Annotated in this window: 21 protein-coding genes; 10 read left to right on the top strand and 11 right to left on the bottom strand. The window is 59.2% G+C overall.

The features are described 5' to 3' along the window. Positions 1–29: 29 nt before the first annotated feature. From QQL64_RS17945 to QQL64_RS17955, 4 genes are all read right to left on the bottom strand, one after another. Entirely contained in the window at positions 30–911 is an 882-nt protein-coding gene (locus QQL64_RS17945; RefSeq protein WP_284402098.1) for an alpha/beta hydrolase, read from the bottom strand. Positions 912–1,449: 538 nt separating this feature from the next. Continuing rightward, on the bottom strand, positions 1,450–1,770 hold the full coding sequence (locus tag QQL64_RS17950; RefSeq protein WP_284402099.1) for a DUF2489 domain-containing protein: 321 nt from the start codon (positions 1,768–1,770) through the stop codon (positions 1,450–1,452). Between the two features lie 87 nt (positions 1,771–1,857). After that, positions 1,858–2,172, bottom strand: coding sequence for a YcxB family protein (locus QQL64_RS18285; protein ID WP_404601064.1), 315 nt, complete (start codon positions 2,170–2,172; stop codon positions 1,858–1,860). Then, entirely contained in the window at positions 2,097–2,267 is a 171-nt protein-coding gene (locus QQL64_RS17955; protein WP_284402252.1) for a hypothetical protein, read from the bottom strand. Before QQL64_RS17955 ends, QQL64_RS18285 begins: the two co-directional genes overlap by 76 nt. On the opposite strand from QQL64_RS17955, the gene QQL64_RS17960 reads away from it, so the two are divergent. Further along, on the top strand, positions 2,196–2,879 hold the full coding sequence (locus tag QQL64_RS17960) for a transposase (RefSeq protein WP_284402101.1): 684 nt from the start codon (positions 2,196–2,198) through the stop codon (positions 2,877–2,879). The two genes, QQL64_RS17955 and QQL64_RS17960, sit on opposite strands and share 72 nt — an antisense overlap. Positions 2,880–3,021: 142 nt before the next feature. Here QQL64_RS17960 and QQL64_RS17965 read toward each other — a convergent pair whose 3' ends face one another. From QQL64_RS17965 to phnF, 7 genes are all read right to left on the bottom strand, one after another. Next, positions 3,022–3,642 (bottom strand): tetratricopeptide repeat protein, encoded by a 621-nt coding sequence (locus QQL64_RS17965; protein WP_284402103.1) that lies wholly within the window; start codon positions 3,640–3,642, stop codon positions 3,022–3,024. Positions 3,643–3,778: 136 nt separating this feature from the next. Further along, on the bottom strand, positions 3,779–4,243 hold the full coding sequence (locus QQL64_RS17970; protein WP_284402104.1) for a hypothetical protein: 465 nt from the start codon (positions 4,241–4,243) through the stop codon (positions 3,779–3,781). Then, positions 4,243–6,270 carry an RHS repeat-associated core domain-containing protein gene (locus tag QQL64_RS17975; protein WP_284402105.1) on the bottom strand — a complete coding sequence of 676 codons (2,028 nt, stop codon included), beginning with the start codon at positions 6,268–6,270 and terminating at the stop codon, positions 4,243–4,245. Before QQL64_RS17975 ends, QQL64_RS17970 begins: the two co-directional genes overlap by 1 nt. 115 nt (positions 6,271–6,385) lie before the next feature. Further along, a complete protein-coding gene (locus QQL64_RS17980) occupies positions 6,386–8,719 on the bottom strand; it encodes a DUF6531 domain-containing protein (protein WP_284402106.1) in 2,334 nt (777 codons plus the stop codon). A 952-nt stretch (positions 8,720–9,671) separates the two neighbouring features. After that, positions 9,672–10,217: a phosphonate metabolism protein/1,5-bisphosphokinase (PRPP-forming) PhnN gene (phnN, locus tag QQL64_RS17985; protein ID WP_284402108.1), complete on the bottom strand. Its 546-nt coding sequence runs from the start codon at positions 10,215–10,217 to the stop codon at positions 9,672–9,674. Continuing rightward, entirely contained in the window at positions 10,214–10,870 is a 657-nt protein-coding gene (locus QQL64_RS17990; protein WP_284402110.1) for a DUF1045 domain-containing protein, read from the bottom strand. The genes phnN and QQL64_RS17990 overlap by 4 nt, the downstream gene beginning before the upstream one ends. Before the next feature lie 2 nt (positions 10,871–10,872). After that, a complete protein-coding gene (phnF, locus tag QQL64_RS17995; RefSeq protein ID WP_284402111.1) occupies positions 10,873–11,601 on the bottom strand; it encodes a phosphonate metabolism transcriptional regulator PhnF in 729 nt (242 codons plus the stop codon). Between the two features lie 134 nt (positions 11,602–11,735). On the opposite strand from phnF, the gene phnG reads away from it, so the two are divergent. The 9 genes from phnG to QQL64_RS18040 all read left to right on the top strand — a co-directional run bounded on the left by phnG (position 11,736) and on the right by QQL64_RS18040 (position 20,942). Beyond that, complete coding sequence (gene phnG, locus QQL64_RS18000; RefSeq protein WP_284402113.1) at positions 11,736–12,182, top strand: phosphonate C-P lyase system protein PhnG; 447 nt, start codon at positions 11,736–11,738, stop codon at positions 12,180–12,182. Next, positions 12,179–12,862, top strand: coding sequence for a phosphonate C-P lyase system protein PhnH (phnH, locus tag QQL64_RS18005; protein ID WP_284402115.1), 684 nt, complete (start codon positions 12,179–12,181; stop codon positions 12,860–12,862). Before phnG ends, phnH begins: the two co-directional genes overlap by 4 nt. Further along, positions 12,863–13,966 (top strand): carbon-phosphorus lyase complex subunit, encoded by a 1,104-nt coding sequence (locus QQL64_RS18010; protein WP_284402117.1) that lies wholly within the window; start codon positions 12,863–12,865, stop codon positions 13,964–13,966. A gap of 199 nt (positions 13,967–14,165) precedes the next feature. Then, positions 14,166–14,999, top strand: a complete 834-nt coding sequence (locus tag QQL64_RS18015) for an alpha-D-ribose 1-methylphosphonate 5-phosphate C-P-lyase PhnJ (RefSeq protein WP_284402118.1) — start codon at positions 14,166–14,168, stop codon at positions 14,997–14,999. 130 nt (positions 15,000–15,129) lie between these two features. Then, positions 15,130–15,900: a phosphonate C-P lyase system protein PhnK gene (gene phnK / locus QQL64_RS18020; protein WP_284402121.1), complete on the top strand. Its 771-nt coding sequence runs from the start codon at positions 15,130–15,132 to the stop codon at positions 15,898–15,900. After that, on the top strand, positions 15,897–16,598 hold the full coding sequence (gene phnL / locus QQL64_RS18025; protein WP_284402122.1) for a phosphonate C-P lyase system protein PhnL: 702 nt from the start codon (positions 15,897–15,899) through the stop codon (positions 16,596–16,598). Before phnK ends, phnL begins: the two co-directional genes overlap by 4 nt. A 30-nt stretch (positions 16,599–16,628) precedes the next feature. Beyond that, positions 16,629–17,771 (top strand): alpha-D-ribose 1-methylphosphonate 5-triphosphate diphosphatase, encoded by a 1,143-nt coding sequence (locus QQL64_RS18030; protein ID WP_284402124.1) that lies wholly within the window; start codon positions 16,629–16,631, stop codon positions 17,769–17,771. Between the two features lie 336 nt (positions 17,772–18,107). Then, entirely contained in the window at positions 18,108–18,230 is a 123-nt protein-coding gene (locus tag QQL64_RS18035) for a hypothetical protein (RefSeq protein ID WP_284402126.1), read from the top strand. A gap of 45 nt (positions 18,231–18,275) precedes the next feature. Continuing rightward, positions 18,276–20,942: a TonB-dependent receptor gene (locus QQL64_RS18040; protein ID WP_284402128.1), complete on the top strand. Its 2,667-nt coding sequence runs from the start codon at positions 18,276–18,278 to the stop codon at positions 20,940–20,942. Positions 20,943–20,995 lie beyond the last annotated feature (53 nt).

The following is a 20,995-nucleotide window of genomic DNA, read 5'->3' on the forward strand; positions in this document are numbered from 1 at the left end:
CCACTAAAGAGATCGCAAGCACTTCCAGCCTATGATTTCTTACGCAACCAAGTGTCGAAGAAGTTGAGCACTCGTACCTTGTACGCGGCCCCGACATACGCACAAAGATCAACGTGTCTGGCTCCGTGCACTACCCATAGTTCCTTCGGTTCGTTCGCTGCGTGAAACATCGCATAGGATTCGGCAATCGTTGTATCCCGATCACGATCACCCACAATCAGCAGCTTGGGCATAGTCAGATGGCTGATGTGGTCAATCGGGCGTAGTTGATCGGGATAAATGCCCAGGTGAGGATGCAAGGTTGCCAACAAGATTGGCGCTAGCCAAGGACCCATGGGCCCCAGGTGGATAGCCAGCCGATCTTCTGTTGCTTGCCTGATCGTTGGATAGACCTGTTCCAGTACGACAGCATCCGCATCCATATCGGGTTCAGCCAGGATCGTGGCGGCACCACCCATCGACGTGGCGATAATGCCCACCCGCTCACCGGGGAGCCTCTGGTGCAGGTAGCGCATTGATGCCTTCACGTCTTCAGCCTCTCGATAGCCAAACGTGATGGCTCGGCCAGGACTGGCGCCCGATGCCTGGAAGTCGATCAGCAGGACGGCATAGCCCGCCGCATGCAGGAATCGAGCGCGATCAATCATGCTCCGACGGTCAGCGCGGACACCATGAAGCAACAGAACGGCACCCTGATGCTCTACACCGGCGACGAACCAGCCGTGGATCGGCATGCCAGTGGCATCAGGAATCACCACCGACTCCACTGCAAGGTCAGAGGGTGGTGCTCCAATGACACGTTCAGCAGGACGGATAAGAAGCCAGCCAACGAACCAGATGGCGATTAAGGGAAGAATCGAGATCAAGACTAGCGATAGCAACCACTTCTTCCAGCGCTCTAAGCGAATCATGTGGCGTTCCCTGCGGGCGACGAGCCGTGTGTGTGCCCAGGAGAGAAATCGTGCCTAGATGCTCTGCGTTTTAGGTGACTAGCCCGAGTCGATCAAGTGGCGATGACGGGGCCAAGAGATAACGCCGTGACCAAGGTGATTATCGATTCGATAAGCGTACGAAGCTTCCAGGGTCTGGAAAGTCGACTCTGACCGCACGATCGCGAAAATCGGCAGGCACCTCCACAGGACCCCACGTATGACATTCCAGGGTCAACTCGTTATTCCCAAGGAATAGAAGAAATCCGCATACGATGTCGTCAGCCCTGCCTACAACCGGTACAGATACGGTGCGCTCCTGCTCTGGCAGAGATGGGTTACGGACGGTCAAGTAGTAGCCACACCCCGTGTATTCGTAATTCGCGGGCGTGACAAGTTTATGCAGGGCCACGAACTGTTCCGGCGTGAGGACATCATCAGCCATAAGGTGAATGGCATGCAGTTCGAAATCGCGCAACGAATCCACGTTGGCCGTCACTCTCGACATTGTTATTAGCCCCTAGCCATAGGTGTCGATGATGACAATGCAGGCGCTTAAAAGCTTTGGCCTGAACTCGGTTTCTATTTTGGTCAGCGTTGCATCTTGTTCCATCAGGGCGGAATGTGCCCACAGCAGTCGCTCATTACCAATGGGAAGGCCGAGCGTCGCCGACAAGAACTGCCAGAAAATTTGATACTTCTCATCGCCTTGAAGGCCCAACCAATGGAGAATCTTATTTATGCGCACACAGCCGACGCCAATGCCAACCTGCAAGGAAAGCAACGCTTTGGCGGCAGAAACCAGTTGCTTCTTCCGAGCGACCTCTTGTTCTGGTGTCATATGTCTAAGGTCTGAGTTAAGTGGTGTCGGTACGGCATCCGCTTAGACGATTGGTTATGCCCGAGAAAAAGGCTCTGAGCCCTTTTTCTAGCCTCTTTCATTTTTGCCTTCAATTTTCCCAGTCCCCCATGCACGAAGATCACTTCGAGTACTCCTAGAAGCCACCAGGGCAAGGAAGGCCTGCTCGTCGGCCTCGGAAAACGTTCGACGGGGCACCACAAAGATAGCTCGCGCCGACGTGAACAAGAATGCGAATTCCTTGCTGACCCGCACACGCTCTATCGCCGCCCACGCCATCGTGGCGCTATACAGTCCCAGAAAAGGGGTCAGACTACTTTTTCCGGCATGTAGTAGGGGCGAGCGCCTATGGTGCAGCTGAGCATCACGAGGGATTCTAGCCATACCGCCTTATTTGTGACCGGTGCATGCCTCGGCAACCTCGTATAGCCATCGATGGGCTCACTCAGCACGTCATCCAGCGAGGAAACAATCGACATGCATGCTTCCTGCAGGAACAGGATTACCGATGCTACTTACAGCATCTTCTGGAAGCAGCGATACAACATCAGTGCGGTATTCATGCATACGTATTGATGACCAATCATGTACACCTTTTGATTACCCCGTCCGCCGCACCATCCTTATCCAAATGCATGCAGTCGCTTGGGCGGCGTTATGTTGCTTACTTCAATAGCACCTATCGCCGCACCGGCACGCTTTGGGAAGGCCGGTATAAATCGAGCGTGGTGGACAGCCAATCGTATCTATTGACCTGCTACCGATACATCGAGCTTAACCCCGTGCGTGCGGCCATGGTGGCCTGCCCTTCGGACTATCCATGGTCGAGCTATCACGCCAATGCGGCCGGCATCAGCGATTCGCTTGTACAGCCCCACTCTGAGTACATAGCCCTGGGTGCAACACCCGATGCCAGACAGGCTGTTTATAGAGATTTGTTCAAGCACGCCATTGGCGACGACGTGCTTGATGAGATTCGCGCACACGTGCAACAGCAGCGCGCACTAGGCTCTCATCGATTTCAGGCCGCTATTGAAGCCGAACTCGGACGTGTCGCGCGGGTTCGTCCTCATGGCCGGCCGAAAAAGTAGTCTGACCCCTTTTTTCCTGACCCCTTTTTTCCTGGCCCGAAGTAACCAGCCTTGCAGAAAAATGGGTCAGAGCCCTTTTCCGAAGATTCAACCGCAAGGGTGACTTAGGAAAAGGGCTCTGACCCCTTTTTCGGGTTCGTCCTCATGGCCGGCCGAAAAAGTAGTCTGACCCCTTTTTCTTGTGATAGTAGTTTGCGGCAACTTTACTATCCTTGGTTACACCTATGCCGAATCCGTACATTTCTCCGAGAAGCTGATGTGCACGCACACTCCCCACGGATGCGGCTCGCTTTAAGAAATCAATTGCCTGGCTAGGCTTGCCTTCAGAAAGATAAAGCTTTGCTACGTAGAGTAAATCTTCCGCTCCGCCGCATTCTGCAATCTTCAACGACCAATGCAAGGTTTGATCAATATTGCCTTGATCAAAATAAGCCTTAGCTAAGTATCGCTGAAAATTGAGATGCTCTGAAAGCGGAGCCGTTCGGCACAATTCTATAGCTCTATCTATGTTGCCTGAAGCGTCAATGTTTAGCACACATGCCCAGCATTCCTCGATTGCTTTCGCGTCACCTTGGGCTGCCGCCTTCAAATACCATTCGACAGCTTTCTCATACTCCTTGCGCTCGGCGTTGATCCAACCGAGATATCGCTGACACTTCGAGTTCTCGGAGCAAGGAAATTTCTCGCAATACTCAATGGCGAGGGCAGTTTCCCCTCGCACGTCGAGTTCCGCGAGTCGTTTCACACAATCGAGTTCAGTCATGGCGTCTTCTACGTAAAGCTCAGAAAAAGAGGTCAGAGCCCTTTTCCGAAGATTCAACCGCAAGGGTGACTTAGGAAAAGGGCTCTGACCCCTTTTTCGAACTTAAAAGTGCCGATTGAGGCCAGCAAGATATTGTTTACGTACCTTGGCTGCCGACTACCCCTTTGGCGACGGCCTCAAAGTATTGCCTATCCCTATTGGGATACTGACTTTGCAACTTTGAAAATGCCGCATCAGCTTCAGCCTTGCTTCCTTCCCGCTCTAATGAATACGCAATAACACAATCATGAGTCAGTCTAAATGCAGTCTCTTCTTTAGGCGCAAGGTGATATACCGACCACCCATAAATCGGGAACGAAAGCTTCCACTCCCCTATCGCTGTCGAGCCGACTTGATTAGCAGACTCTAAATTATCGATGGCTTTAGTCCAATTAGAATTATGAGCCGCATCGAATCCTGCTTTCTGCAAGTCATAGAGCACTTTGGCTCGAAGTTCACTTTGCCATACCTGACTACATCTCATTGAGGCGAACAAAATTACTATGCCGGAAAACACGCATCCAAGAACAAAAGTAAAAACGTATTTCAGCATCTTGGCCATTATTGTCCACCTGTACTCATGCATTGGTTGAATTTGTTTTGACACTGCAACAGCTTTGGAGCGTCCTGCGGCGATGAGGGAGGCATGCCAGGCACCCCACCTCCAGAGCATTCTTTATAGTCTGCCAAACAGCACGAATAAGGCGACCCTTCTTTGCAGGAGTTGTCAATCACCTTTTTACAGGCATTCATTAGGGCCTTATTGCGAAGCTTTGTGAACCAGCCATCACCACTTTGCTGTGTTTGATTGCAATCTTGATAGCGACCTTGCTCGCCGTCCTGATCATCGCCTGGACAAAGCCCTGAGGGGTCAATGTACATTAGTGGACTATTTAATCCGTAAACATAAAGATCGATTCCACCATCTAGACCAGATGGATCAGTTTGATCGAAACCTCCGCGAGCCGAGTCGTAGTAACGCGGACCGTTGTAATTCAGGCCGGTTTCTACATCGGAGTATTGTCCCGGAAACCGCAGGTTATAGGTGTACCCATTGCTGGTCGGTTGCTGCTCGCCCCACGGGTTGCCCTGATACGCCCACGACCACTCCGTGTTGCCACTGCCATCGGCAATCGCTCGCGGTGTACCTAACTGATCAGCGGTCACATAGGCGGCGCTCGTGGTCGTACCCTGCGTATCCAAGTTCGCCACCGGGATGTCGCCGAGATACACGTATTCGCGATTGGTCGCGCCGTACTCGCTCAGCAACTCACTGCCCTGACCGTAGTTGTAGCGTTCAGTGGCTCCGCTTACTGTTTTCGCCACCCGTTGTCCGCTGGCGTTGTAGCTATAGGTAGCGATCGTGCTCTGATTGAGTTGCGCCAAGGCCATGCGGTTACGTGCGTTGTAGCCAAACCCATACGTGCTACTGACTTGGCTGATCCCCGTGGTGTTGCCGTCGGCATCCACCGTGCGCGCCGCATTGCCCGTCGCCACGAGTTGATGCGTGTTCGGGTTGTAGTTGTAGGTGCCCGTATCCAGACCGCTACCGGTCTTGCTGAGTCGATCACCGGTTGGGTTATACGTCACGCTTTCCAGCGTGCTGCCATTGGCTTCCGTAACTTGGGTTAGGCGATACAGCGGGTCGTAGCTGTAGGTTTCCGTCGCCGGATTCGCACCGGCGCTGTTGCCGATCGCGGTGATGTCGCCCATCGCATCACGGGCCACATGCAGCGTGAACGCCGGACTGGTCAGATCGGTCAGGCGATAATTAGCATCGTAGGTGCGAGTGACCGCCTGACTATTGCCCAGCGTGTAGCCATTGACCGGGCCGAACGGTAGATAGGTGACGTTGCTGACCAGCGTGCTCGTACCGCTGCTCGTGGTGGCGGTGACCCCACTGACACGCCCGTCCGTGTCGTAGGTGTAGCTCACCTGATCCCCGCTGGGATGCGTGATGCTCAGGATCTTGCCACCCGGACTGCGCGCATAGGCCGTCACATCCGTGTGGCCGTTGACCGTTTGGCTGGCCTGGGTCACATAGCCTTGGGCGTTGTAACAGAACACGGTGGTGACGGTGTTCTCGACGATGCGCGTCAGGTGGCCGATCGGGTAGGAGGTACTGCAACCGGTAACACTGTTGGGCTCGTCGTACGTGTAGGTAATGTTCTGCGTGCTGTCCGCGTAGCTGGCACTCAGGCGACGGTTCTGTGCATCGTAGGCATAGGTGACGATGTTGCCGTTGGCGTCGGTGCCGGTCAGCACGTTGCCGGCCGCGTCAAAGGTACGCGCCGTGACGCCGGTATCGGGGCTGGTGAGGCGGGTGGGATCGGACAGCCCGTCGTACTGATAGGTGGTGTTGAGACCGCTGGGGTCGGTCACTTGGGTGAGGCGATCCAGGGCATCGTAGGTATACATCGTCTTGGTGTTGGCCGTTTGCGCTAGTACGGCCGAGGCACCCGTTACCGCAGCAAGTGCGAACGCTAAGCGGGAGATTGACCGCAGGAGCGTTCGTCCCTGGTCATGACGTGGCCGGACGCGAGCGTCCTCTTCGCGGTACGCCTTGCCCATGGTTGCTGTCACTTCCATTACCCCCTCTCCTTCCCCTACGTGTTGGTTGGCTGACGTGATCGCGTTCACGTGTGGCGTCGCGATGGCAGCTAAAAAAATGGACGTTTGTTGGTGATCCATAGCATCGCCCCCGTCAGTTCGTGCCGTTGTAGTTGTCGATCGTCTGCACCAAACGGTTCAGCGCGTCGTAACCCAACTGGCGCTGGATGCCCAAGGCGTCGCTGCTTTGGATCAGGTTGCCGTTGGCGTCGTAGCTGGTGCTGGCGGTGGCGTTGAAGACGGTGTGGCTGAGGCCGTCGACCACAGTGGTGAGTTGGCCCAGGGGGTTGAAGGTGCGGGTGAGGCTTTGGTGGACGGTGCCGCTAGCGTCGTAGACCTGTTCGCTGGTTTTGTCGCCGGCGGCATCGAGGGTGTATTGGACGTAGTTGCCTAGCGCATCGGTGATCTTGGTGAGACGGTGGGCGGTGTCGTAGCCGTAGGTGGTGGTGACGTCGTCGGGATCGGTGACGGTTTGCACGGCGCCGTAGGCGGTGTAGGTAAAACGCGTGGCGGCACCGCCCACCGTGCGCGAGGCGAGCCAGCCGCGCGGGGTGTAGGTGAGATCGGTGTTGATGCCGTTGGCGTCGGTGATGCGCGTGATGCGGCCATCGGCATCGTAGGAGGCGATGGTGGTGACGTGGCCTAAGGCATCGGTGACTTGATACAGATCGCCGGGTTGATAGCAGGCGGCGCCGGGGGTGTCGCAGTTCGCGGCACTGCTACTGGTGTAGTAGGTGTAGGTGGTGGTTTGCGTCAGATCGGTGCGAGAGCCCGTCGCAGACAGCATCAAGCCGACCAGCGGGCAGCCGGTACCGACGGCGGTGCAGTAGGTGTAGGTGCTGCGGCGGACACCGGATGGAACGGTGCCGGTGTTGGAACAGGTGTAGGACTTCGCGGCCGATACCGCTCCATCAATTTCGCAACGTGCAAGTGGTTCGCCCAGCGTGTTGTAAACCCAGTCTGTCTGGGTGATCAACGCATTGCTTGGGCTCAAGACATTTCGCTGAGTGGGAACATGGAACGTATCGTTCCATGTAGTCATGATAGTTCGTTGAACGGGACCGCCGGAATCCTCGGTGCGTCCCGTCTCCATGCCATCGGCGTCATACTCGTACGTGGTTATATTGCCGTTGAAGTCGGTGGTTTGAGTCACCAAGCCCATGGGGCTGTTATAGGCCCAGGAGCTAATCGTCGAACACGACTCGCAGATAGCGCTGACGCTTGCAAGGTATGGGACGCCCGCTTGCGTGGTGAAAGTATGGGTGCGCGACGTACCTAAGGGGTCGACCACCGTTACCGAGCCGCCACTGGTGTAGGTCAGCGCGTACGACTCCACACCGCCGGCCATCTGGTTGTTAATGCCTTGGCCCGACGCGTTGTAGCTGTAGCTGAAATAGCGGGTACCTGTTTCATCAAGGATGCCAGTCAATAATCCAATGGCCGTGTCGCCACCGTTATTGGGAGACTCATCGTAGAGATACGTCCACGTCGTGCCGCCCGGATACGAGACCGTTTGCAGTTCGCTGCTGCCGTCGTAGGCGTAACCGTAAGTAGAACCATCTGGCGCAGTCACTTGGTTGATCAGGCCGCTGCTGCTGTAGGTGATCTGGATCGTGCGCTGCTCCGGATCGACCACCGATATCAAATAGCCTGGCCCCGGCGCCACCGTCGTGGGTGTACTGGCCGTGCTGTAGTTGAGCGTCGTAATGAATCCGTTCGCGTCTTGAATGCTGGTCAACTGACCGGCAGCGTTGAACTGCTCGGTACTGCGTGTATCGACACGTTGAAGCGTCCAACTCGTGGGATTGCCACTGCTGTCGGTCTGCTCGGTCAGCGCGTCGGGGACATCGGCTTGACCATGCCACACGCCGCTGGATAACCAGTAAGTAATAACGCGCCCGTCTTCACGGGTGACAGTGGCCGTACCCGTGCCGGAAGAAGATCCGGCCACATAGGTCACGTGACTCGAATAGGAGTGGCGCCAATGCTGGCCAATGGTATCCAGCCCGGCGCTGGAATCACTGTTGTAATAACGTGTGAAGCTCAGCCATCGGCCCGCACTAAAGTCCCGATCTTCGCGGTAAACGTTGCCCGTACCCGCATTGATGGGATCGCCTTCAATATTCAGGAGAGGCGGCTTGCCGATCAGATTAGCGTTGGAAGGCGACGTACTTGTGCCCACGCAAAACCAGCTGACTCCCGTACCGCTGGAATACTGGTAGACCAAACTCCAATCCATCTGCGCCCAACCACCTGCAGCGCCATTACCGCTCCAAGGATCGGTGAGGTCATAGATGTAACAGGGCTTGCTAACTACCCAACCGTTTCCATAACCCGGGACTGCCGCCATGCTGGCTTGGCACACGCCCAGGGCTTGCTCATAGGTATAGCCAGACGAAGCAGGGATGCACCATCCGCTGTCGGCCATCACTGATGCCGTGTGCAACATGCCAAGCAGGAAAAGAGCGAATAAAGCTATCCAGCGCTCGAATGTCGATCGCGACGTTGTCTCTCGCGACGCTGAAAAAGTGATAGGCCCTAGACCTTTGGCACAGCTGTGCAGCACTCGTGTGGTGCTTCCAACGAAATCCATTTTTGTCCCCTGTTACATGTGTCGTAGGCTGCTAACCGGTGCAACATGCCCAGCATGTTGTCAACGATTCGTGACGACTGTTATCGCAAGACGCAAGCCAGACTTCTGCGTGATGCTACGTAGGATCTTTCCTGCACAGGCTGACTACTGTGCGAACAAATCATGGCTATACGATGACCCAAGTGCGGCACAACCGTCCTCAGTGGGTGTGCCGCGAAGGGGATCATACGAGTACGAACGCGTTACCCAACCGGCTCGCGCCGAAGCGTATCGACGTATTGGCGAAGGAAATGAATCGCGGCATGTAGGCCGTTGGTTTGCGAGGGGGTGAGTGGCCAATGGCCAGTCTCGATTCGCTTGCCGTGGGCTTTGGCACGGTGGAAGGCTTCGCTGTTGCTTAGCAGTTCGCGTATGACGTGGGCTGCTAAAGCGGTGCCAGCGAGCTTCGTGATGTACGTTTGCCGTGACGCCTTCACCGGGTCCAGGGGAAAGAGTGGACCGTCGAAGGGTGAAGTGGATTTGCGATCGGTGGGAACCGATGGGCATGCGTGTGCCGTATGATCTGGCTTAGCCATATCAACTGTGCCTCAGTTGGTTGTGGTTAGCAGGTCGTGGGAGTTCCAGCTCTCACGATCTGCGCTCTCACTGCATTGCTGCAATGGTCACCGACGTAGATCTAGCAACGGACGGCGTTGGTGACAGGCCGAAGGTAGCAAGCCGCTATACATATATATGTAGGTGTTTGTCGGTTTGCTGCGTGCGCTTGGGTTAGATGCTGGTAGCCGGTTTAATGACCGGAACGGATCGCCTGCAACAACATCGTTCCCGCGTCTGCAAGGCAGCCATCGTTGCGAATCACTACGCTTTCGGGTGGTGTCGGGTACGCATCCAATCTTGCGAGACGCGCTGCGATATCCGATTCCGTCTCTCGCCCGCGTGCAGCTAGCCGTTTTGCAATCGTTTGTGCGCTTGCTGTGATCAGCACCGGCCGCAGTGATGGGAACCGTTCGCATGCGTGGTCGAATGCGCCGCGCGAACCGTTGACCAGCACATCAGCGCCGCGCGCCAGCCAATGCTGGACTTCGTTACCGATGCCGTAGTGCAGCCCGTGCGCCTGCCATGTCAGAGCGAACAAACCACGCTGCTCACGTGACTGGAATTCCGCTTCGCTCAGGGCGACATGATTTTCACCGCCGGCGTGCGCGGGACGCGTGATGTAACGATGCGCGCATAGCACGCCGTGTCCTGCGCCATGTTCGCGCACCCAAGCCAGCACACTATCTTTGCCTGCGCCGGATGGCCCCATGACGTAGTACAGATGACCATCGCTCATGTAGCAGTTCCTTTGCGTAGCGCGATGCGTTCGATCTGTTCGAATGGCTGATCCAGTTCCCTTTCGCAGCAGATGGTGAGCGCGTCGATATGTGCGTGCGTCGGCTTCGTCAGTTTTAACGAAAGCCATTCGCGTAACGCTTGTTCTTCTTCATCGCTAGCGCGCGCGCACAACGTCATGTGGAATCGATAGCGTTGCAGCACGTACGGGTAGCCGTACTCGCGGAACAAGCGGAGTTCGTCTTCACCGAGATGAGGCGCTCTACGCTGCCAGGCGTCTTCGGTAAGCGGTGCGCGCAACGCATTCAATGCGAGCACGCATCGTTCGGACAATGCCTGTGCGGCAGCTTCATCGCCGGAGGGGCGCAAGGCGAGAAAGCCGGCGAGTTTATCGAGCTGTAGCGGCAGCTTGAATGTAGCGACATGCTGCGCGATATCGTCGAGTTTTTGGCGCAGATCTTCGTAGCTGACACCTTCAGCCAGTGCGAACGGCGCGACCAGCGTTGCGTGCCAGCCGTAGCGACGCGCGGGTGCCAACAATGCCTGCAGACGTTCCGGTGCCATGCCCGGTATCGTCTGGGTGGACAGCCAATCGCGCCCGAAGGCGTGCAGCCCGCTGTCTTCAGCGGGACAGAAGTAGACGGCGTAGCGCATGGTCAATCGTTCATCAGCACGAGTTGCACCCAATCGCCGGAGAAGCGCGTGATGCCATATTGCACCGGCACGCCGCGCGTATCGACATTGATGGATTGCACGTAGAGCACGGGGCGGTTGGCGGGCTGTTTCATCAGGCGCGCGGTGTTGGCGTCGGGCAGGCGCGCGGAGACGCGGGTGTATTTGCGTTCGTAGTCGGTGATGCCGAATTCGTTGAGCGTGCGGGTCACCGATTGCAGGCGACGATACACGGCGGGCAAGCCGGAGAAGCGCGCGGCGGGAAAGTAGGCGGTGCTGTAGTCGACGACGTGGCCGTCCGCGCGGTCGAGGGTTTCGATGCGGTAGGTGTATTCGTGACGATCCAGGCCCAGCGATTGCGCGACCTGCGGCGGCGGGATTTCGCGCGCGTCTTCCAGAAATTCGGTGTCGGCCTCGACATTGAGGTTGCGCATGTTCTGGGTGAAGCGGGTGCGGCGGCTGATCGGGTAGTCCAGGGTGTGCTCTTGCACGAAGGTGCCGCGGCCCTGTTCGGTGCGCACCAGGTTGCGCTGTTCCAGTGCGGCAATGGCCCGGCGCACGGTGTGGCGGTTGACGTTGAAACGCACGGCCAGTTCCTGCGCGGAGGGCAGTTGCTCGCCCTGGCGCAACTGGCCTTTAAGGATGTCGGCGGCCAGGATGCCGCTGATTTGGCTCCATAGCGCCACACCCCGCCCTCGTTCGATCTCGCTCATACCACTTCCTTAGCCTGTCTATTGACCGTCATGGCAGCGGCACGCGGGCCTGCTGCAATGGGTTTCGCCGGGCGTCCCCTCACGCCTGGGTCTGTCTAGATAACTAGACATTTGTGACAAGCCTAGGAATACCCATGGACACCTCCCCTAACTTGGCGCGCGCGCAATGGATGTCGCTGCTGGCGCAGGCCGAACCGGCCGAGCTGGCCGCGGCCATGGACGCCTTCGCGCCGCCGGCCGACACGGCCTGGCTGCGCCCGGCGCAGACCGGTCTATACATGTTGCGCGGACGTGTCGGCGGCACCGGCCCGCAATTCAACTTCGGCGAAATCACGGTGACCCGTTGCAGCGTGCAGGCCGGCGGCCATATCGGCCACGCCTGGGTACGCGGCAGCAACCCGCGCCATGCCGAATTGGCGGCGCTGGCGGATGCGATGTTGCAGGACTCCGCGCAGCATGCCTCCTTGCGCATGCAGGTGATCGAGCCGTTGCGCCGCGCGCTGGACACGCGACGCGACGACGCCAGCCGCAAGGCGGCCTCCAGCAAGGTGGAATTCTTCACTGTGGTGCGTGGCGAATGATGCAAGCCGCCTTTGCCGACTATGTATTCGACAGCCAGCGCACCTTTCGTGAGCTGCTGCAGGCGATGGCCCGCCCGGCCCAGCCCCGTCCGTTGCCCGTGTTGCCGCCGTCGCCCGCGCCGATTGCACCGGCGGCGATGGCCATCCTGCTTACCTTGTGCGACGCCACGACGTCGGTGTGGCTGCAACAGCCTGAAGAAGAAGCGATCAGCCACCTGCGTTTTCATGCCGGCCTGCGCCTGGCGGAACGCCCCGAGGATGCCGATTTTGCGCTGATCAGCGACCCCGCTTCGATGCCGTCGCTGGAGCGGTTTGCGCACGGCGATCTGCGTTATCCCGATCGCTCGGCCAGCCTGATTATTCAAGCCACCTCATTCAGCTCCTCCCCCTGCATGCAGGGGGAGGATGGGAGGGGGTCGCACACGGTTGCCTCAACGCAAGATTGTGCAACCCCACCCCAACCCTCCCCTGCAAGCAGGGGAGGGAGCAACCCCGCCATGCGCTTTGCGGGCCCCGGTATTCGCGAGACCGAGACCTTGGCGATCGACGGTCTGCCTTCCGATTTCTGGCAGCAGCGCGCGGCAATGGCCGCGCAGCTGCCGCTGGGTGTCGACCTGTTCTTCGTCGCTGCGCAACACGTCGTTGCGTTGCCGCGCACGACCCGTTTGCTGGAGAGCTGAATGTATGTTGCCGTGAAAGGCGGCGAGCAGGCGATCGCTCGTTCGCTGGAATTGTTGGCCGAGGCGCGCCGTGGCGACACGGCGGTGCCGGAACTCGAGCTTGCGCAGATTCGCGAGCAGCTGCGCCTGGGCGTCGCGCGCGTGATGCAGGAAGGTTCGCTGTACGACGAAGAGTTGGCTGCGCTGGCGATTCGCCAGGCCGCGGGCGACATGCTGGAAGCGATCTTCTTGCTGCGCGCGTATCGCACCACGTTGCCGCGCTTTGGCTATACGCAGCCGCTGGATACCACGGCGATGCGCGTGCGGCGGCGCGTGTCGGGGACGTTCAAGGATATTCCGGGCGGCCAGGTGCTGGGCCCCACTTACGACTATACGCAGCGCTTGCTGGAGTTCGACACGACGACGCCCGCCGTCGTCAAATCTGCCGAAACGCCGCTGCCATCCAACATGCCGCGCGTGCTGGACCTGCTCGATGCGGAGGCGTTGATCGAACGTATCGATGCCGGCAGCGATCCGGAACCGATGGATCTCACCCGCGAACCGCTGATGTTTCCTGCCGATCGCGCGACGCGTTTGCAGAACCTCGCGCGCGGCGATGAAGGTTTTCTGCTCAGCATGGCCTATTCCACTCAGCGCGGTTACGCGGAAAGCCATCCGTTCGCCGGCGAGATCCGCATGGGCGAAGTGGATGTGGTGGTGTGTCCCGAAGAATTGGGTTTCGCCATCGAGATCGGCGCGGTCACGCTGACCGAGTGCCAGATGATCAACCAGTTCCACGGCGGCAACGGTGTGCCGCCGCAATTCACCCGCGGCTACGGTTTGAGCATGGGCGAAGGCGAACGCAAGGCGATGTCGATGGCCTTGGTCGACCGCGCGTTACGTTGCGACGAATTGGCCGAACCGAGCTATGCACCGGCACAGAACCAGGAATTCGTGCTGTCGCATTCTGACAGCGTGGAAGCCTCGGGCTTCGTGCAGCATTTGAAATTGCCGCATTACGTGGACTTTCAGGCGGAACTGTCGCTGCTGCGCACCTTGGCTGCGCAACACGCCACGGATACCGATGAACAGCCTTTGAGTGCGGCCGGAGGGCAGCGGCCATGACCACGATATCCATACGACACGCAAATGTGCTCCCTCTCCCCTTCGGGGAGAGGGTTGGGGTGAGGGGCCAGGCTGGCCACGCACTCCGCTTCAACAAAGCACTTTTTGTTCTAGTTGCACGCAAAAGCACAGCTCTTCGGCACACTGGCCCCTCACCCCAACCCTCTCCCCGAAGGGGAGAGGGAGTTGCATCCCCGCTATGACTTACAACTTTGCTTTTCTCGATGAAGACACCAAGCGCATGCTGCGCCGCTCGCTGCTGAAAGCCGTGGCGATACCTGGTTATCAGGTGCCGTTCGGTAGCCGCGAAATGCCGTTGCCTTACGGCTGGGGCACCGGCGGTATCCAGGTGACCGCCGCCTTGCTCGGGCCTGACGATGTGCTCAAGGTGATCGACCAGGGTGCGGACGACACCACCAATGCGGTGAATATCCGCCGCTTTTTCGCCCGCGTCGCCGGCGTGGCGACCACCGAGCACACGGCCGAAGCCACGCTGATCCAGACCCGTCACCGCATTCCTGAAACATCGTTGCGGGAAGATCAGATTTTAGTGTTTCAGGTACCCGAGCCCGAACCCCTGCGCACGCTGGAACCGCGCGAAGCCGAGACGCGGACCCTGCACGCACTGGCCGATTACGGACTTATGCATGTGAAGTTGTACGAAGACATCGCCCAGTACGGGCACATCGCTACCAGTTATGACTACCCGGTACTGGTCGACGGCCGGTTTCTCACCTCGCCGTCGCCGATTCCGAAATTCGACAATCCCAAGCTGGATCGTTCGCCCGCGTTGATGCTGTTCGGTGCCGGTCGCGAAAAGCGGCTCTATGCCATCCCGCCGTATACGCACGTGGAAAGCCTGGCCTTCGACGATCATCCGTTCGAGATTCAGTGCTGGGAGCACCGGTGCGAACTGTGCGGCTCGGGCGAAAGCTATCTGGACGAAGTGGTGGTGGACGATCAGGGCACGCGCATGTTCGTCTGCTCCGACACCGATTTCTGCGGCAGCCGTCGCACGGAGGCGCAGGCATGAGCATGATGCGTGCTTCCTTGATCGTCGTCCCGGCGAATGCCGGGACCCAGCGCCTTGAGCGCGTCAAAGACACTGGACCCCGGCATTCGCCGGGGCGACGGGTTTTCCGCACGCATTCATCGAGGTTCGCATGAGCGCGCTGCTGCAAGTACGCGGACTGAGCCAGCACTATGGACAGCGCGTCGGTTGCGAGGATGTGAGTTTCGATCTGCATCCGGGCGAGCTGTTGTGCGTCGTCGGCGAATCGGGCTCGGGTAAATCGACCCTGCTCAACACCGTTGCCGCGCAGTTGGCACCTAGCGCAGGCTCCGTGCGTTATCGCCAACGCAATGGCGCGTGGCTGGAGCTCGGCACGCTGAGCGAAGCGGATCGCCGCCGCCTCGCACGCGAGGAGTGGGGTTTCGTCACGCAGAATCCGCGCGATGGACTGCGCCTCAACGTGAGTGCCGGCGCCAACGTCGCCGAACGGCTGATGGCGCTGGGCATGCGCAATTACAGCCAACTGCGCGGTATCGCCCGCAGCTGGCTGGAGCGGGTGGAGATCGATGCCGCGCGCATCGACGATGCACCCACCGGCTTTTCCGGCGGCATGCAACAGCGCTTGCAGATTGCGCGCACGCTGGTGACGCAACCGCGCTTGGTGTTTATGGACGAACCCACCGCCGGCCTCGACGTATCCGTGCAGGCGCGCATTCTGGATCTGCTGCGGCGACTCGTGAACGAACTGGGCCTGGCCGCGGTGATGGTGACGCACGATCTCGCCGTGGCGCGCCTGCTCGCCGCGCGCACGATGGTGATGCAGGGTGGCCGCGTGGTCGAAACCGGTCTCACCGATCAGATCCTCGACGACCCGCAACATCCGTACACGCAATTGCTCGTTTCTTCGGTACTGACGACATGACCGCGACCCTGATGCTTGAATTGCGGGACCTCAGCAAGTCCTTTGAATTGCACCATCAGCATGGCGCGCGCCTGAATGTGCTGCGCGGTCTCGATCTGCGTTTGCATGCGGGCGAATGCGTGGTGCTTTCCGGTCCGTCCGGCGCGGGCAAGAGCACCTTGTTGCGCGTGATCTATGCGAATTACCGGCCGAGCTTCGGTGCGGTGCATGTGCGGCATGCGGAGCGTTGGCTCGATCTCGCCAAGGCCACGCCGCATGAAGTGCTGGACGTTCGCCGCCGCACCTTGGGTTACGTGAGCCAGTTTCTGCGCGTGATTCCGCGCGTGCCGACCTTGGATATCGTGGCCGAGCCGCTGTTGCAGATGGGCACGGATCCGCACGAAGCGCGACAGCGCGCGGCCGATCTTCTGCGTCGCTTGAACGTGCCGGAACGCCTGTGGCAGTTGCCACCGGGCACTTTCTCCGGTGGCGAGCAGCAACGCGTGAATATCGCGCGCGGCCTGATCGTGCCGCGTCCGGTGTTGTTGCTGGACGAACCGACCGCCTCGCTCGACGCCGACAATCGTGTCGTCGTGGCGGAGCTGCTGGCCGAAGCGCGCGCTGCCGGTTCCGCGGTGCTCGGCATTTTTCATGACGAGGATATGCGCGAACGCGTCGCCACGCGCCTGTTCCCGATGCAAGCCCTTGAAGCCGCCTGACCTTATCGTTGTTGACCCGCTGAGATGACCATGAACGATTTAGCTTTGACCAATGCGCGCATCGTGCTCGACGACGGCGTACTGCACGGCACTCTTATCGCCCGCAACGGCGTGATCCGACTGGTGGAGGAAGGCTCGACCCAGGCGCCGGGTGCGATCGATTGCGAGGGCGATTACATCGTTCCTGGCCTGGTCGAATTGCACACCGACAACCTGGAAAAACACCTGATGCCGCGCGCCGGCGTGATCTGGCCTTCGCTGCCCGCGGTGCTCACGCACGATGCGCAGATCGTGGCGGCCGGCATCACGACGGTGTTCGACGCGCTGTCGGTGGGCGATCTGGAAGAAGAAAGTGTGCGCATCGAAACCTTGCGCAGCACCTACGATGCGATTCTCGAAGGTCAGGCCAGCGGCGCATTGCGTGCCGATCACTGGATCCATCTGCGTTGCGAACTGGCGTATCCGCGCTTGCTCGAAGCGCTGGAGCCACTGATGGATCACGGCAGCGTGCGCCTGCTTTCGCTGATGGATCACACGCCGGGTCAGCGCCAGTACCGCGATCTGCAGCAATATCGCAAGTACTACAGCAAGAACCATATGAGCTGGACCGAAGACGAATTCGCCGACGTGGTGAAGCGCCGCACCGAGCAGCAGGCCAAATACAGCGACTTGCACGAGAAAGCCGTACTCACCATGTCACATGGCCGAAATATGATCCTGGCCAGCCATGACGACACGGATGCGCAACAGGTAGACCATGCAAAACGCCTCGGCGTGACTATTTCGGAATTTCCCACGACGCAGGAAGCCGCCGATGCCGCACACGGGCACGGGCTGACGACGGTGATGGGCGCTCCCAATGTAGTGCGTGGCGGATCGCACTCGGGCAATGTCGCTGCCTTGGATCTGGCGCGCACCGATCGTCTCGATATGTTGTCGTCCGATTACGTGCCGGCCAGCTTGCTGCATGGGGCGTTTATGTTGCACTCGCAAGCGGGTTGGTCGATGCCGCGCGCCATGGCCACGGTAAGCAAGAATCCCGCGAAAGCGCTGGGTTTCGACGATCGCGGCCAACTCAAGGCCGGCATGCGCGCCGACATCGTGCGCATGCGAACCGTGGATGGTCTGCCCATCGTGCGCAACGTGTGGGTGAACGGGCAACGTTCGTTCTGATCGGTCGTTCGCGGCACGGCGGTGCCGCGAGTCTTCCTTTCTGCCTGCCAACAGAACACCTCGTTAGACAAGTGATCGCCACGAAGCGGCGAGAGATCTTGCGCGATAACGGTTTAGTTTCAGCGCTTCGCATGGCCAGGGCGGCGCGTCGTCTCGACATCCCGCTAGACAGGTCGGTCTAGACAAGCAGTCGTAGATGTCGCCTTCACGAAGGCAACACGCAATCCCCGCACAACGTTCGTGCAACTAGCGCCAGGTGAAATGGAACGTGCCGTCATTCGCAGAGCGTACCTAGGGGGCACGCCTGCACATTTCCAATCACCTTAAGGCTGCTCTATGACCTCGCTCCGCGCTCCGCTATGCCTTGCGCCGGCCGCTGTTGTGCCGTCGCTCGCGCAAGCCCATCCCTCCGCCACTGCCTATGCCGCCAGCGACATCGCCCGCGGCGTTCGTCGCTGACGCAGCCTCGTTAAGACATTCGCTACCGCCCATCTGGAGAGTCCCTTGAAGATCAATAAGATCGCATTTGCGGTGTTGACTGCGCTCGTTGCGAGCCGCGCGGCCTATGCCGTGGATGACACCACCCCTTCCACCGCCAACGCACCTACGTCTGCCACGGCGACGACGCCCACCGCTACGTCGCCGACGGCTCCCTCGTCGGCCAATGGCGCGAACAACGCCAACACGCTGCAGACGGTCACCGTTACGGCACAGCACACGGTCCAAGACGTGCAGGACGTGCCGATCACGATTCAGGCCTTTACCGGCGAAACCTTGCAGCAGATGAATGTCACGTCATTCAATGACCTGATCAAATACTTGCCCAACGTGACCCTCGCCGCGAACGGCCCGGGCCAGGGCAATATCTACATGCGCGGACTGAGCACCGGTTTCCTCGGTAACCAGTCGAGCGCGACCATCGCGCCATTCCCGAACGTGGCCGTCTATTTGGACGACCAGTCCATGCAGTTCCCGGCGCGCAATCTCGACATCTATATGGTCGACATGGAACGCCTCGAAGTGCTCGAAGGTCCGCAGGGTACGCTGTTTGGCGGTGGCGCCGAAGCCGGTGCCGTGCGCTACATCACCAACAAGCCGAACCTGACCAAGGTCAGCGGCAGCGCCGAAGCCAGCACCAGCGTCACTGATGGCGGCGCGCCGAGCAATTCCGCTAATGCGGTGCTGAACCTGCCGATCATTCCCGGTACGTTCGCCGTGCGTGGCGTGATCTATAACGATCATCAGGGTGGTTACATCGACAACGTGCCGAGCACGTTTACGCGCCAGCCCACTGACGGCGGTGGTGCGATGGCTCCTTATGTGGCCGCCGGCGGTACCTCGGTGTTCAATAACTATCCCGTGGCACAGAAAAACTGGAATCCCGTCGATTACCAGGGTGCCCGCCTGTCCGCACTGTGGAAGATCAACGATAACTGGAACTTCCTGATCGCCGAGAGCTACCAGAACTTGGATGCCAACGGCCAGTCCTCGACTTACCCGGTCGGTGCGGACGGTCAAAAGCTTGGCACCGATCAGATCACCGCGTTCGTGCCGGCCTGGAATAATGACCATTTCACCAACACCAGCTGGACGTTGAACGGCCAGATCAATGACGACCTGTCGCTGGTTTACACCGGCGGCTACACCAATCGTCGCATCAGCGAGCAGCAGGATTACACCAATTACTCGCGCAGCGCCGGTGGCATGTATTACCAATGCACCGGCACGTCGGCAGGCTTGTCCAGCGCCGGCAAGCCGATCTGCTATTCGCCGGCCGGTTACTGGAACGACCACGTGACCAGCACGCACGAGAGCCACGAGTTGCGCCTGAGCACACCGGAAGACGATCGCCTGCGTTTCATCGGTGGCCTGTACTACGAAGATTTCAACATCGACGACCACATGGCCTTCAATTACTTGACCATTCCGTCGTGTACACCGGGAAATCTTGCCGTCGCCCTGGGCGGTGGTGCGCCCTGCGTCGCCAACGCGCAGTCCTCACCGGGCGTCAACGTGCCCGTCGGCACGGCGTTCGGCGAAAACGCACAACGTGGCTACCGGCAGGAAGCGGCCTTCGGCTCGATGTCGTATGACATCCTCCCGAATGTCCTGACTGCGACGGTCGGCACGCGTTATTACCATTACTCCGAGTGGCAGACCGGTACCGAGTTCTATACCACCACGGCCCAGGTGAACGTCCCCAACGGCACCTACGTGGGCGACGACACGGCGATGAACTACCACAAGTCGTATCACGGCTTTAAGAGCCGTGCGAACCTGCAGTGGCATATCGCGCCGGACATGATGGTGTATTACACCTTCTCGCAAGGCTTCCGTCCGGGTGGCTTCAACCGCACGACCTCGGGTGTGGCGAAACTCGATGGCGAGCCGCAGTACCAGAAGCCGATCAGCTACGCGCCTGACACGCTGACGAACAACGAAATCGGCTTCAAAGGTACGTTCCTCGACGACCGCGTGCTGCTAAACGCCTCGCTGTATGACATGCGGTGGGACAACGTGCAGATGCAGTTCTTCAACCCGTTGGTGCTAGGTAACACCACCTTCGCGGTCAATGGTCCGAACTACAAGGTGGATGGCCTGGAGCTGCAATTCCAGGGACGCATCACCGATGGCCTGACCCTTATCGGCTCGGGTTCGCTCAATCATGCCAAGCAGACCAACTCGCCGTGCCTGGTCAACAATATTCCGGGGTCGGCCGGCTACAACTCCTGCATCGTCCAAACCGGAGCCGCCGGCGCCGTGACGTCGTTCGCCAATCCGTTCGGCGTAGAGGGCAGCACGCCGGCATTCTCGCCTCGTTCGCAGTTCAATCTGCGCCTGCGTTACGACTGGATGTTCGCTGGCGGCTACAACGCCTTCTGGCAGATCGGCGCAAATCGTACGGGCTCGATGTACAACCAGCCGGCAACCTATCCGAGCGGCGCGGGCGTGACGAATGTCACCACGGTGGAACTGCGTTACCTGCAGGCCGGTTACACCACCTACGACGCGTCGGTCGGCGTGGCGAAGGACAACTGGAACGTGTCGCTTTACGGCACCAACCTGGGCAACAGCCACGCTAGCGTGTTTACGTCCTCGGCTCAGTTCATCGAATCGCAAGTACCGATCCGTCCGCGCGTGCTGGGCGTGAAGCTGGGCTTCAAGTTCTAAGCGGCCAACCTGGCGCGAAGTCGATGCACATAGAATGGGGCGGGCGACAAGCC

The sequence above is a fragment of the Dyella lipolytica genome, from assembly GCF_030160075.1.
GTDB lineage: Bacteria > Pseudomonadota > Gammaproteobacteria > Xanthomonadales > Rhodanobacteraceae > Dyella_B > Dyella_B lipolytica.